16 protein-coding genes are annotated in these 13388 nt (G+C 58.8%); 12 read left to right on the top strand and 4 right to left on the bottom strand.

Annotated features, from left to right (window positions below):
- Positions 1-29 precede the first annotated feature (29 nt).
- From KQ940_RS05780 to KQ940_RS05755, 6 genes are all read left to right on the top strand, one after another.
- The gene (locus KQ940_RS05780; RefSeq protein ID WP_217412491.1) at positions 30-797 is read left to right on the top strand and encodes a CLCA_X family protein; all 768 of its coding nucleotides are present in this window, start codon (positions 30-32) and stop codon (positions 795-797) included.
- A 104-nt stretch (positions 798-901) separates the two neighbouring features.
- Entirely contained in the window at positions 902-2056 is a 1155-nt protein-coding gene (locus KQ940_RS05775) for an HD-GYP domain-containing protein (protein WP_217412490.1), read from the top strand.
- Between the two features lie 101 nt (positions 2057-2157).
- Positions 2158-2901 carry a spermidine synthase gene (locus KQ940_RS05770; RefSeq protein WP_217412489.1) on the top strand — a complete coding sequence of 248 codons (744 nt, stop codon included), beginning with the start codon at positions 2158-2160 and terminating at the stop codon, positions 2899-2901.
- A gap of 114 nt (positions 2902-3015) precedes the next feature.
- A complete protein-coding gene (locus KQ940_RS05765; RefSeq protein ID WP_217412488.1) occupies positions 3016-3903 on the top strand; it encodes a type IV pili methyl-accepting chemotaxis transducer N-terminal domain-containing protein in 888 nt (295 codons plus the stop codon).
- Positions 3904-3933: 30 nt separating this feature from the next.
- Entirely contained in the window at positions 3934-4380 is a 447-nt protein-coding gene (locus KQ940_RS05760) for a secondary thiamine-phosphate synthase enzyme YjbQ (protein ID WP_425515625.1), read from the top strand.
- Positions 4381-4493: 113 nt separating this feature from the next.
- Entirely contained in the window at positions 4494-5720 is a 1227-nt protein-coding gene (locus KQ940_RS05755; RefSeq protein WP_217412487.1) for an EAL domain-containing protein, read from the top strand.
- Here the strand turns inward: KQ940_RS05755 and KQ940_RS05750 are convergent.
- The 4 genes from KQ940_RS05750 to purM are packed head-to-tail and all read right to left on the bottom strand — an operon-like array spanning position 5654 to position 8349.
- On the bottom strand, positions 5654-5935 hold the full coding sequence (locus KQ940_RS05750; RefSeq protein WP_217412486.1) for a YfcL family protein: 282 nt from the start codon (positions 5933-5935) through the stop codon (positions 5654-5656). The two genes, KQ940_RS05755 and KQ940_RS05750, sit on opposite strands and share 67 nt — an antisense overlap.
- On the bottom strand, positions 5932-6633 hold the full coding sequence (locus KQ940_RS05745; RefSeq protein WP_217412485.1) for a DUF3108 domain-containing protein: 702 nt from the start codon (positions 6631-6633) through the stop codon (positions 5932-5934). The genes KQ940_RS05750 and KQ940_RS05745 overlap by 4 nt, the downstream gene beginning before the upstream one ends.
- Before the next feature lie 5 nt (positions 6634-6638).
- A complete protein-coding gene (gene purN, locus KQ940_RS05740) occupies positions 6639-7289 on the bottom strand; it encodes a phosphoribosylglycinamide formyltransferase (RefSeq protein ID WP_217412484.1) in 651 nt (216 codons plus the stop codon).
- 1 nt (position 7290) lies between these two features.
- On the bottom strand, positions 7291-8349 hold the full coding sequence (gene purM / locus KQ940_RS05735; RefSeq protein ID WP_217412483.1) for a phosphoribosylformylglycinamidine cyclo-ligase: 1059 nt from the start codon (positions 8347-8349) through the stop codon (positions 7291-7293).
- 270 nt (positions 8350-8619) lie between these two features.
- Between purM and KQ940_RS05730 the strand changes: the two genes are divergently transcribed.
- The 6 genes from KQ940_RS05730 (at position 8620) to tcdA (ending at position 13279) form a co-directional block, all read left to right on the top strand.
- Entirely contained in the window at positions 8620-9609 is a 990-nt protein-coding gene (locus KQ940_RS05730; RefSeq protein WP_217412482.1) for a DUF2066 domain-containing protein, read from the top strand.
- Positions 9610-9631: 22 nt separating this feature from the next.
- Entirely contained in the window at positions 9632-10714 is a 1083-nt protein-coding gene (locus KQ940_RS05725) for an AI-2E family transporter (protein WP_217412481.1), read from the top strand.
- Between the two features lies 1 nt (position 10715).
- Positions 10716-11423 (top strand): DnaA regulatory inactivator Hda, encoded by a 708-nt coding sequence (hda, locus tag KQ940_RS05720; RefSeq protein ID WP_217412480.1) that lies wholly within the window; start codon positions 10716-10718, stop codon positions 11421-11423.
- Positions 11424-11519: 96 nt separating this feature from the next.
- On the top strand, positions 11520-12221 hold the full coding sequence (locus KQ940_RS05715; protein WP_217412479.1) for a TIGR01621 family pseudouridine synthase: 702 nt from the start codon (positions 11520-11522) through the stop codon (positions 12219-12221).
- A gap of 31 nt (positions 12222-12252) precedes the next feature.
- Positions 12253-12468 (top strand): hypothetical protein, encoded by a 216-nt coding sequence (locus KQ940_RS05710; RefSeq protein WP_217412478.1) that lies wholly within the window; start codon positions 12253-12255, stop codon positions 12466-12468.
- Positions 12469-12484: 16 nt separating this feature from the next.
- Positions 12485-13279: a tRNA cyclic N6-threonylcarbamoyladenosine(37) synthase TcdA gene (gene tcdA / locus KQ940_RS05705; RefSeq protein ID WP_217412477.1), complete on the top strand. Its 795-nt coding sequence runs from the start codon at positions 12485-12487 to the stop codon at positions 13277-13279.
- Positions 13280-13388 lie beyond the last annotated feature (109 nt).

The following is a 13388-nucleotide window of genomic DNA, read 5'->3' as shown; positions in this document are numbered from 1 at the left end:
GGGCGCTTTCAGTGCCGTGTGGTCAAGAGATGAAAGAGCGGGATTACTATCGCAATGGGCCGGACCATCGGGCGGGGCGGGAGATCGACTTTGCGCTGATCCGCCGGCATTTCGATTTCAAAACGATCCGTATCGGACGTTGGGTTACGCCTGAGGAGCAGCGGCGTGCCGCCATCCATTTTTACGATGCCCTGTGCGACCTGATGGCGATCTTGCGTGTTCCGGAAACGGTCATATCACTGCGCGGTACGTTGGGGTTGCACTACGGTACCGGAGGGCGACCAGGTGTGGCGGCGCACTACGACGCTGCACAGCGGGTGTTCGCGTTGGCGAAAAATGCGGGGCCCGGGAGTATCGCGCACGAGTGGTTTCATGCCTTCGATCACTATATTGCCCGCCAGGCATTTACTGGTCAGGCATCGAGTGTGTTCGGATCTCGCGCCTGGCTGCATGATTGCGAGCAGGTTCCGCATCCACTCAACCAGCGTCTCTATGCCTGTTACCACGCGATTATGCTCAGTGCGGACGGTGGTGCGCCGAGTGAGCTGGTGCAGCGCTCTCTGGAGATCGATAACCAGAGGGGCGTTCTTTACTACAGTTTGCCCGAAGAGGTGTGCGCCAGGGCGTTCGAGGCCTGGGTGCAGGATGCTGCGCTCAGTAACCAGTTTCTGGTCAAGGGTACACACCGGTCGCCGGAGGCGCTATCGGGCCTATATCCCCAGGGCATTGTCAGGCAGCGGATCAATGAGGTGTTTGGTGACTACTTTTATACCCTGGGCCGCGCGCTCGGTCGCTGATCAGCGGCTACACTTGGTTTTATAATGATGTTTATCTGTTTTCAATTGATGACAAATGCACGTAAAAAGTGTGTGTTTTCCCGCCTTGGATTAAGGGGGCTTGGATGTCGGAGCTGATCTATCTTTGCGCGAGCGAAGAGATGCTCGAATCACTCTCTGGATGTTTGCGCGAAGACTACTCGCTTGCTGTTGTCCATACGCCCGCAGAACTGATCGATCGTCTTCAGGCGGAGGATGGAGTCCGGTATGCCGACTATCTGTTTCTGCTGGATGCTCAAGCTTTGGAGCGGTTCGGGTATGAGCGGTGCGCGAGTGCGATCGCCGCGGCTCAGGCGAAGTCGGTACCGGCGCTTCTGTTGTGTGAGTCTACCGAGCAGAAGGAGAGATCGGTTGCGCTGGGCTGCGCGGATTACCTGTGTCGGCCGCTGTCGGTACCGGTAACCAGAAGCAAGCTGGGCACACACCTACGTATGAATGCATTGAGACAAAAGGTCGACGCGCAGCACGATGCCATGGAGCACATGCTGTCCGAGCTCGCCGTGGTACAGGATGCGGCGATTCTGTGTCTCGCTGCAATTGCCCGCGTACGCGATCACTCCACAGGCAACCATATTTTGCGCACCCAGCACTATGTCAAAGCGCTGGCCGAGCATCTGCGTCATCATCCGCGCTTCGCCGAGGAGTTGGATGGCGACACCATCGAATTGCTGTATAAAACGGCAGCGCTGCACGATATCGGCAAGGTCGCGATACCGGATAGCATTTTGCAGAAACCTTCGAAGCTGACTGACGACGAGTTTGAGCTGATGAAGCGCCATACCATCTTCGGTTATCAGGCGATGCATACGGCAGAGCAGTTGATGGAGCGTAATGTCGGTGTCCAGGCGGCCAAGTTCCTGCGGATCGGCCAGCAGGTAACGCTGAGTCATCATGAGCGCTGGGATGGCGGTGGCTACCCCCAGGGTCTCAAAGGCGAGGAGATACCCCTGGTGGCGCGGCTGATGGCAGTGGCAGATGTTTACGATGCGGTCTGTTCGCGGCGGCCGTACAAGGATGCCTTGAGCCACGATACGGCTTCGAAGACGATCCTGGAGGGGCGGGGAACCCATTTCGATCCGGATGTGGTCGATGCCTTTGACGACCTGAAGGACACCTTCGAATATGTTGCCGGTATTTTGGAGGATCGTTTCCCATCGCTTGGCGATCTGACGCTGCATTCGCTTGAAGGTTTTGAGACCGGCGGTCTTCCTTCTCGCTAACATTCTATAGTCTACCCTTGCCCGTTGGGCCTCTGGTTGCTGTTCGCGGCGTTGGCGTTTGATCCTCGGTCGCGATGTTTTTCCTGAATTTAGGAGTGTGAATGACGGGCACGAGCCGCGAGCTGTTTCGTGAGTACGATCAATATGGTGTGGTCAGGGTGCTGGAGGAGGGCAACCGGCGGATCCTGAGCTTTGGCGACGGTGACGAGCAGAGCAGTGTGTTAAAAAGCGACTCAACCGCACTTCAGCATGAGTATACGCGCGCGATGCTGCTGGTTTTGGCGTTTACCGAACCGAAACAGGTGCTGAGTCTGGGGTTGGGGGCCGGCGGGCTTAACACCTGTCTGCATGAGCGTTTCCCTGGCATCAAGCAGCAGGTGGTCGAGCTGCGACCGGCGGTCATTACCGCTGCGCAGAGGTTTTTTCGTCTACCCCGCGGTCGCAGGCTTGAGCTGCACCAGATGGATGCGGGCGCCTTTCTGAGTGGGCCGTCGCAGGCAGGCTTCGATCTGATCTTCAGCGACATCTATGGCCCGGAGGGGATGGATGAGCAGCAGATCGATCCATTGTTTCTGCAGCGCTGCGCCGAACGGCTCAAGGCAAAGGGCTGGCTGGTGCTGAACTGTTGGCGTGAGCATGAGGGGAGTGAGCTGATCAATCTGCTGTCGGGATTGTTCAGCGATATACGCGGTGTTACGACCAGTGAGGGCAATTGGGTGGTATATGCCGGCATGGAGGGTTGTGCGCATAGCAGCAGTCATATGAAGCGCAATCTTAAAGTGTTGGAAAAGCAGCTGGGGTTTTCGCTTAGCCCGAGTTTCAAACGATTGCGTACCTATCTGTAAGACTTCCGAACTGAACTGCGCTACGCCCTGGCCTGATCTATGCTTGTTCAACAATGCGGCAGCCGGACGTTAACGTGGTAAACCGGGGCTTGGAGCCCTGGACTGGATGGAGCAATGGAAAGGACCCTTGCGAGTTTTGGTCAACAGTCGGTGCAGACTTGGCGTGGTTCCAGTACGCGCCTGGCACTGCTTGCTGTGATCCTCTTTCTGGTTTTCGACTTTGCGGCGTTGGCGCTGAACTTCTGGTTGTCGCTCAGAATCGAGGAGCAGGCGGTCCATATCAATCTCGCGGGACGTCAGCGGATGCTCACTCAGCGCATGGTCAAAACGCTGTTGCAGCTCGAGCAGCTTGAGCCGGGCCGGCAGGCTCTTGGGCCGATTGTCGATGAGCTTGCCGATACCTTCGATCTGTTCGACAAGACGATGACCGGTTTCATTGACGGTGGGGTCACGCACGACGGTTTGGGGCGCGAGATCAAGCTGTCTCCGTTGCAGAGCAACAGAGCCCGGGCGCTGGCTCTTGGCGCGCAATCGCTGTGGCAGCCTTATCGGGGAAAGGTGCTGGATGTGATTGAGGGGAGCGGCGGTTCCAGAGAGCTGGAGGAGGCGGTCCGGTTGGCAGAGCGCGATAATCTGCATCTTCTGGAGTTGATGAACTCGCTGACGGCGGAGCTGGAGGCGGAGACGCGGCGAGAGGCGCGTTATATTCGCAGTTTTCAGGGCTTGGCGTTCCTGCTGGCGCTTTTTAATTTCGCAGTGACGATCGCGATCTATCTGAAGCGGCTGCATATCGTTCACCAGGAGCGGGATCTGATCGACAAAATCATCAACCGCATCGCCTCCGGTGTCCTCGTTGTGGGGCCGCAAAACCGCATCGTGCGTGCCAATGAGGCGATGGAGTTGCTGCGCCGTGCCGATGAGGCGATGTACTGGGCAAAACGAAATGCGGAGCATATAGCGTTTTGGTCCGATGTTGAGCCGGCGCATTCGGCTGCTCGATGACCCGCTGTTGACGTCATAGTGAGGCTTGGTATGAATCAACCCCTGTGGGTGCAGCGTAGCATCCGCCTGAAACCGCGAGGTCGCGGATTCCATCTGATTACCGATGAGATAGAGCACGCCCTGCCGGAGCTTGAGCAGTTGGAGTGCGGTTTGTTGCACCTTTTTTTACAGCATACCTCGGCTGCGTTGACCTTAACTGAAAATGCGGACCCTACAGTGCGCCAGGATCTGGAGAGCCATTTCAATCGCAGCGTGCCAGAGCGTGAGGGGATGTATCGGCATGATTACGAGGGGTTGGACGATATGCCGGCGCATATCAAAAGCAGCCTGTTGGGTGTCGATCTGATGTTGCCGGTTACGAATGGTGCTCTGAACCTGGGGATCTGGCAGGGGATCTGTTTTTGCGAGCACCGGGATGGTGCGGGTGGGCGACAGATTGTTGCTACACTTCAGGGGTGCAAGAGATCTGCGGTGTAACTGCGCGAGGTTTACGCATTTTCCCGCTATCGCCTAATGACTTGTAACGGTGCAGCCGAGGCGTTGTTGGCCTGGGCTTTGCTTACCGATCAGGCGTTGTCTAAGAGGTGAGTATGTCTGATCAGCTGTTTCCCTGGTTTCAACCTGTCGTTGATGTTGCAAGTGGCCGCATAGTCGGATACGAGGCGCTGGCGCGGATGAGGGGGCGGGATGGAGAGGTGGTTTCGGCGGCCTCGCTGCTGAATACCTCCCAGACTGATCCTGCCGTTCGTCGTCTGCATGATCGCGCGCTGCGCCGCGAAGCGTTGCGTCACTTCGCCGAGATGGCCGAACCGGGCCAGACGCTGTCGTTGAATATGTCGCCGGAGTGGATCGATTCGCTGGACTCCTTCGACCTGTTACCGACGTTGGAGATGATTCGAGAGGCGGGGGTCAGGCCGGAGCAGGTGATTATCGAGATCACCGAGGTCAATGGTGATGTTGGACGGATCTGTGAGCTGGCACGGCGCTATCGTGAGGCGGGGGTGAAAATCGCCTTCGACGACTTCGGCTCCGGCTTTCAGCAGCTTGACCGTCTGTTCGCCTTTACCCCGGACTTTATCAAGATCGATATGCGCATGTTCAGCATCGATCAGGCGTTGCACCAAAAAAGAGCGCTCCTGCAGATGATGGGAGATCTTGGTGCGAGACTCGGTAGCAAGGTGGTGTTCGAGGGGGTTGAAACGGAGGATGAGTTGTTTCTGGCGCTGCACTGCAATGCCAGTCATATTCAGGGCTTCATCTTCTCCCCGGCCCAACCCGAGTTTCTGCCGTCGGACAGTTTCAGGGCGCAGATGCAGGATCTGCTCTCCCTGCATCTGGATCTGGCCATCGAGGAGACGGCGCGCAGGCAGTGGCATGCGGAGGGTATTCACTCGGAGCTGCTGGCGTTGCGTGAGCTCTTGCTTTCCGGCGGTGTCGAGATAGGCAGTAATCTTGACAGTTTTACTCCCGATCCCGACATCCTGCGTTTCTTTATCTGTAACCGGCAGGGGCGACAGATCTCGGCCAACTGGAGCTTTAGCGATGGCCGCTGGCAGTCGGATGCCAGTGTGATCGGCTCAAACTGGAGCTGGCGGCCATACTTCTATCAGCTGGTGGGCTCCAGTGACTATCAACGCCGGGTGTTGCGATCATCCGTCTATATCGATATCGCAACGGGTAGCCAGTGCCATACGCTGACCCTGGCGCTGGATGAGCATCGAGTGTTGCTGGTCGATGTGCTGGAGCGTGCTCAGAGTCCGCGGCCGATGTCGGCACTGATCTCATGCCAGAGTGATCTGATACCCAGCTTGTCCTGATCGCTTAGCCTGTCGACGGCAAAGGCCTCGTCCAGTGCCTGTTCCAGGCGCTTTGACAGTGCTTCACCATCCTCTCCAGTCTCCGTGCTGATCAGGCTTAGGTGGCCCAGCAGATAGCTGGCGTAGAAACGGCGGTCGGCATCGTCGAGCGCTTGAGCTTCCAGATCCAGGAGCGATTGATGGGCCTGGTCTGCGGCCTGAGTCGTGCAGGTCATTTTTGTTCCAAGTGGTTGAGGAGGAGGCCGTACTCCCGGCCGTCGGATTCGGTCTGGTAGAGTTTGACGATCAGGTACTCCAGTGCCGGAGCAAACCAGATGTGGGTGGTGCGACCGGAGCTTTCGTCACGGACCCGCTCCACCTTGATCGCATCGTATTCGCCATCCGGTGTGGCGATGCGCTCTGTGCCCAGCACCTTGAACCGGTACTCGGAGAGCAGGCCGCCGTCGGCTACGCTGTAGCTGAACTCGGTCCTGCCTGCGGCCAGGTCCTTGCGTAGCTGCAACTGGTAGCTGAGCTTGTCCTGGGTGTTCCCCGGTATCCGCATATGCCAGGGTTTGTCTTCAACCGTGGTCTTGACTCTTTGCTTCGACCAGTCGAACTCCAGCTCCACGCGCCGCTCCTTGCCGAGCACTTCGCGTCGATACAGGTAGCTAAGCGGGCGGATCTGTTCGTCGTTATAGGTGAAGTGCGACTCCTCCTGCTGTGTTGCCAGTACAGCGTCGGCGGAAGAGTTGAAAATCCAGCTGCCGTCCTCGAGCTGCTTCAGTTCGCGGACCGCGTCGGCGGAGATCGCCACACCGCCCTCCAGGGTGGCGGAATAGGTGGCGCGGAAGGATTGCAGGGTGCTGGCTTGCGCGAGTCCGGACTGAGACAGCGCCAGTGAAATCAGCAGTGTACTCAGTCCTTTTCTCATCTTAACTACTCGTCGGTATAGCGAAAGCCGCTGGCTGGCAGAGGCGCACCATCGAGCAGAACGCCGTTGGCGGTCAGCTCAAGTCGTCTAGCGCAGAACCAGGCTACGGCCAGCGGATAGATCTTGTGCTCCAGTGCGTGTACCCGCTGCTGCAAACTCTCCGCGTTATCCTCGGGCAGCACCGGAATGGGTGCCTGTACGACCAGCGGGCCGCCATCAAGTTCCTCAGTGACGAAATGAACGGTGCAGCCGTGTTCACGGTCTCCCGCTTCAAGTGCGCGCTGATGGGTATGCAAGCCCTTGTGGCGTGGCAGCAGCGAGGGGTGGATGTTGAACAGGCGTCCGGCATAGTGGCGTACAAAGTCCGGCGTCAGGATGCGCATGAAGCCGGCCAGCACGACCAGATCTGGCTGGTAGGCGTCGATCGCTTCCTGCAGGGCCCGGTCAAACGCCTCGCGATCCGCGTACAGTTTGTGATTCAGCACCCGGGTTTCGATGCCGGCGTTGCTGGCGCGGGTCAGACCGTAGGCGTCGGCGCGATTGGATATGACAGCGGCGATACGACCGGCGATGCCGCCGGCCGCGATGCTGTCGATGATCGCCTGCAGGTTTGAGCCGCTGCCAGAGATCAGCACGACAATCCGTTTTTCACTCATCTCAAGCGTCCAGACCGCGCAGCTCGACCTGTTCCTCGCCCGCTGCTGCGGCTTCGATGCTGCCGATCATCCAGGCGTTCTCGCCTTCGCTGGCCAGCAGGCTGAGTGCTTCATCTGCCTTGTCGGCGGGAACGCAGATCACCATGCCGACACCGCAGTTCAGGGTGCGATACATTTCGCGTCGATCGACGTTGCCCTGTTCCTGCAGCCACTGGAATACCGGCGGAATGGTCCAGGAGCTGGTGTCGATCACCGCCTTGGCGCTCTCCGGCAGTACGCGTGGGATATTTTCCAGCAGACCGCCGCCGGTGATGTGCGACAGTGCGTTGACCTGGGACTCACGAATCAGCTTGAGCAGCGGTTTGACGTAGATGCGGGTCGGCTCCAGCAGCGCCTTCGCCAGGGTGGTATCGCCCATCGGCATCTCCAGGTCGGCATTGCTGATCTCGAGGATCTTGCGGATCAGGGAGTAGCCGTTGGAGTGCGGGCCGGAGGAGGCGAGGGCGATCAGTGTGTCGCCGGTCTGCACCTTGCTGCCGTCGATGATCTCATCTTTTTCCACCACGCCGACGCAAAAACCGGCCAGGTCGTAGTCATCGCCTTCGTACATACCCGGCATCTCGGCGGTTTCACCACCGACCAGTGCTGCACCCGCCAGTTCACAGCCTGCGCCGATACCGGTCACCACATCCGCTGCCATATCCACGTTCAGGTGGCCGGTGGCGTAGTAGTCGAGGAAAAACAGGGGTTCCGCGCCGGCGACTACCAGATCGTTGACGCACATGGCGACCAGATCGATGCCGATGGTGTCGTGTTTGCCCAGGTCCATGGCCAGGCGCAGTTTGGTGCCAACACCGTCAGTACCTGAAACCAGAACCGGCTGGCGATATCCGGCCGGTAATTCGCAGAGTGCGCCGAAACCGCCCAGACCACCCATCACTTCAGGACGCGAAGTGCGTTTGGCGACGCCTTTGATGCGTTCAACCAAGGCGTTACCGGCATCGATATCAACACCTGCATCCTTGTAGCTCAGGGATGTTTTTTCAGAACCTGTAGACATGGGATGAATTAACCTTTCAACAGCGGGAAGAGTAGCGTTAAAGAAGGCGCCTAGTTTACAGCGCGCAGTAGGGTTAAGGCCAGTTTTAGAGGCCCGCTTTGTCGATCTCGAAATCGCTCAGGCTGACGGCATAGCGCTTTTTGTATGGTAGAGTTGTGCCGCAGCGGACGGTTCAGGGCGAGGGTCGGGGCTATCTGCGCGAATTAATGAGTGTACGAAGACGGTCGTCAGGTGTCAGGGGAAGAGATGTATTCCGCACAGCTAGTCCGCATGGTCAGATTCGGGATCCTGTTTCTGTTGTTGGTAGGGGGCGTCGCGTCCGCCGCAGAGGTAGCGGGGCTTTACAGTGCGCGCGTAGGCGCCGATACACCGGTTGAGCGGCGTGTGGAGAGTGCATTGGCTCAGGTTCTGGTCAAGGTCAGTGGGCGGCGCGACATCATGCAGCGCCCGGAAACCCAGACCCTGCTCGATAACGCCAGTCTGCTGCAGCAGGCGCAGAGCGATGATCAGCACCTGGGGTTTGATCCGGTTGGACTGAAAAACCTCATGAGCAGCCTGGGCTTGCCGGTACTGTCCGATGACAGGCCGGAGCTGCTGGTATGGCTTGCCCGGGGGGTTGGGGCCGCGGCAGAGCTTGTCGAGCCGGGCGGCGAGATCTACGGGCAGCTCAGCCTCGCCATGCAGCAGCGCGGATTGCCTTTGCATCAGCCGCTGCTCGACCTGACCGATCAGCTGGCGCTGAACGCCCAGGATCTGTTCAGTGACGATCCGGGTGTCGTGCAGCGGGCGTCGGCGCGCTATCAGCCAGATGCGATCCTTGTCGGATTGCGCTCAGGAGAGCAGCTGAACTGGGTCCTGTGGTGGGATGGCCAGATGCTGCGGGAGCAAAGCTCAACCGACCCCTTGGCGTTACATCAATTTGCCGACAGATTGGCCGACCACATTCTGGGCGTTCGCGAGATTGGGTCGGAGTCAGCGGTCCAGGGGCAGTTGGTGTTGGAGCCCGTCGGTGCGTATCAGCCGGACGGTATAGCGCTTGAGATAGACGGGATCGCAACGCCGGCCGCCTACCTGGATATCACCGGTTGGATACGTCAGCAGCCCGGTGTGCAGCAACTCTATACCGTCGGACAGAACGGTCAGCGCCTGACGTTGATCGTGCGGGTCGAAGGCGGTAGTGCCGGATTGCAGCAGGTGCTGGCACAGAACCCGCAGCTGACGCGCGAGGGTGAGCAGCTGTATCGATGGACAGATCTCTGAAGCTTTGAACGGGAGAGCAAGGATGAACGAGTCCCAGCGCTGGTTTTTGCTGATTACGTTGGTCGTGGCCTGCGGATTCGTCTATCTGCTCGCTCCGATTCTATCGCCGTTCCTGATCGGGGCGTTGCTTGCCTACCTGACCGATCCTATCGCCGACCGTCTTGAGGCGCGCAAGCTCAGTCGTACCCAGGCCGTCGTGCTGGTGTTCGTAATCCTGACGCTGATCATGGTATTGGCGGTGCTGCTGTTGATTCCGCAGTTGGCTGAGCAGATTCAGACCATGGTGCGGCAGATCCCGGTGGTGATCGAGGTGCTGCATGGCCGTTTGATACCCTGGATCGAGCAGAACACCGGGCTCAGTATAGAGCGGCCCGATCTGGAGAGTGTCCGCCAGCTATTCACCCAGTATTGGCAGCAGACCGGCAGTGTCGCGGCCAAATTGATGGGCGGGATTACCCGCTCCGGGTTGGCCCTTGCCGGCTGGATTGCGAATCTGGTGTTGATCCCCGTGGTCACCTTCTATCTGCTGCGCGACTGGGACGTGATGATGGCGAACATTCAGCATCTGCTGCCGCGCAACCTCGAGCCAAAAGTGACGCTCTGGGCGCGTGAATGTGACGAGGTGCTGGGGGCGTTCGTCAAGGGGCAGTTGCTGGTCATGCTGGCGCTTGGCGTTGTCTATGCCACCGGTTTATGGATCGTCGGGCTTGATCTCGCGCTGTTGATTGGTATGCTTGCCGGCCTCGCCAGTATCGTGCCGTACATGGGCTTCATCATCGGCATTGTGGTTGCCGGCGTGGCGGCCTACGTACAGTTCCAGGAACCAACCATCCTGGCCTGGGTCGGACTGGTGTTCGCCATCGGCCAGATGCTGGAGGGGATGGTGTTGACGCCGCTGCTGGTCGGCGATCGTATCGGGTTGCATCCGGTGGCGGTTATCTTTGCGATCATGGCCGGCGGGCAACTGTTTGGCTTTGTCGGTATATTACTGGCGCTGCCGGTCGCGGCTGTCATCATGGTGCTGTTGCGGCATCTGCACGATGGGTACAAGAAAAGTCGGTTGTATAGCACCGATGAGCCGGAAGAAGCCGGTGAAGTAGAGTGAAATGACGACGAAAAAGGCTCCAATTCAGCTTCCTCTTGGGATTAGCCTGCGGGACGATGCTCGCTTCGAGAACTATGTCAGCGGAGAGAATGGGCTTGCCTGTGCTCAGCTTGAACAGGCCGCTCGTGGCGAGGGGGAGCAATATATCTATCTATGGGGTCATCAGGGCGTCGGTTGCTCCCATCTGCTGCAATCCTGTTGCCATGCCGCCGATCCGGTGCGGCGTACGGCCGTTTACCTGCCCTTGGCTGAGTTGACTCATGCCGGTCCTGAACTGCTCGATGATCTGGATCAGCTGCAGATGGTGTGCATCGACAACCTGGAACAGGTTGCAGGTCTGCCGCAATGGGAGGAGGCGCTGTTCCATCTATTCAACCGGATGCGCGCAGCCGGCCATGTGCTTGTACTAGCGGCCGATCGCTCGCCGCGTTCGCTGGGCATAAAGCTTCCGGATCTGGAATCGCGCTTGAACTGGGGTCTGGTGTTTCAGGTCAAGCCGCTTGATGATGCCACCAAGGAGGTGGCGCTGAAGTCGCGTGCCCGGGCAAGAGGGCTGCAGCTCTCGGATGAGGTGGTACGTTACCTGATGCATCATGGCAGCCGTGATATGGCAAACCTGCTGGTTACGCTGGATCGGCTCGATCGCGAATCGCTCAGTGCACAGCGGCGTATCACCGTTCCCTTCGTCAAACAGGTAATGGACTGGTAGGGAGTCGGCTGGAGCGAGTTCCTGGCTCCGCTTGAACTGGTTCAGGCTTTCCTCGACAATCGCTCCCCTCAAGCCGACAGATGTTCCTTGCACGCCATGTACCAGCTTATCGCTCAGACCGAGCAATTCATCGTTATCAGTAAAGATCCCGGTATTAGCGTGCATCGTGACAAGTCCGAGGTCGGGTTGGTGATGCAGCTGGAGCGGGATCTGGCGCAAAAGCTATGGCTTGTGCACCGTCTGGACCGGATCACCTCGGGTTTGATGCTGCTGGCGACCTCGGCAGAGGCCTGTAACCAGCTGGCAGAGCTTTTTCGTCAGCGGCGGGTCGAGAAATATTACATCGCGTTAAGTGATCGTAAGCCGAACAAAAAGCAGGGGCGGGTGATCGGCGATATGGTCAAGGGTCGGCGGGGTGGTTGGCGCCTGGCGCGTACCCGGGAGAACCCGGCGGTTACCGAGTTCTACAGCCGTTCGGCGGGTGAGGGGCTGCGGTTGTTGCTGTGTCGCCCGAGTACCGGGCAGACCCATCAGATCCGGGTGGCATTGAAGAGTGTCGGTGCGCCGATTATCGGTGACCCGCTCTATCATGAGCGAGTGGATCCGGCGCCCGATCGCGGCTATCTGCATGCCTGGCAGCTCAGCTTTGAGTTGGCTGGGCATGCCTATCGCTTCGTTGCCGAGCCGGACCGGGGGTGGCTGTTTCAGCTCGACTCGGTACGGGAGGCTCTGGCGGCTTGGGAGCCATCGACTCTGCGCTGGCATGAGGCTGGATCCCGCGATACCCCGGCGGTATGATGCGGCAGATTTACGGTAGGCAGTTTGTGTGATGAGTGAGACCCCTATACCCCGCGATTTCTTTGCTCGCGAAGCCGACGAGCAAACCCTGTTCCTACACGAAACCTGGTGCGATCACTGTCAGCAGCTCAATCTTGGTATGCGTGACCCCGTCGAATATGAACTGCATGGCATTGTCTTCATCGAAGGACGCTGCTGCCAGTGCGGTGAGGTCGTGTTGACCGAGCTCACTGATGACGACTTTTAATCCCAAGAGGTAGCCCGTGGACGATCAGCGACAGCGATTTGGTGGAACCGTCCGCCTCTATGGACATGAAGCCGTCGATCTCTACCGCAACAGCCATATCGCGGTCGTCGGCGTGGGCGGTGTGGGTTCGTGGGTGGCGGAGGCGCTGGCACGCTCGGCGGTCGGTGAAGTGACGCTGATCGATCTGGACGATATCTGTGTGACCAATACCAATCGTCAGATTCATGCGCTGAGTTCAACCGTTGGGCAGTCGAAAGTGGCAGTGATGGCGGAGCGTATGCGCGATATCAACCCTGACTGCCTGGTGCACGAAGAGGAGGCGTTCGTTAGCCGGGATAACCTGGATGAGCTGATCCATGAGGGGTTTGACTATGTTATCGACGCCATCGATGCGGTCGGCGTCAAGGCGGCGATGATTGCGCACTGCAAACGCCGGAAGATACCGATCATCACCGTTGGCGGTGCGGGCGGGCAGATCGACCCGACGCGTATAGGTATCATCGACCTGAGTCGCACCGAACACGATCCGCTGGCCGCCAAGCTGCGCAATCTTCTTCGTCGTCACTACGGCTTCAGCAAGAGTGGTCGTCGATTTGCCGTCGACTGCGTCTACTCCACTGAGCAGCTGCGCTACCCTCAGCCGGACGGCTCCGTCTGTCAACAGAAAACCCTGCATGAAGGGCAGACCAGGCTCGATTGCTCCGGCGGTTTCGGCGCTTCCACCTGTGTCACGGCGACCTTTGGCTTTGTCGCGGTGTCTCGGGTGTTGCAGAAGCTTTATGAGCGGCATCAGCGGCTTACGGGTGAATAAACGGCGTTATGCTTGTCCGCTATGGCGTGAGGCAGGGCAATCGCACTACGTAGCCACGATGCGTGCCGGTCCGGGCCGGTGGCACCGCTTCCGTGCGACACGCGATGAA

Origin of the sequence: Marinobacterium ramblicola, from assembly GCF_019084545.1 — a bacterium.
Lineage (GTDB): Bacteria > Pseudomonadota > Gammaproteobacteria > Pseudomonadales > Balneatricaceae > Marinobacterium_D > Marinobacterium_D ramblicola.
This window is presented reverse-complemented; position numbering and strand designations above follow the sequence as displayed.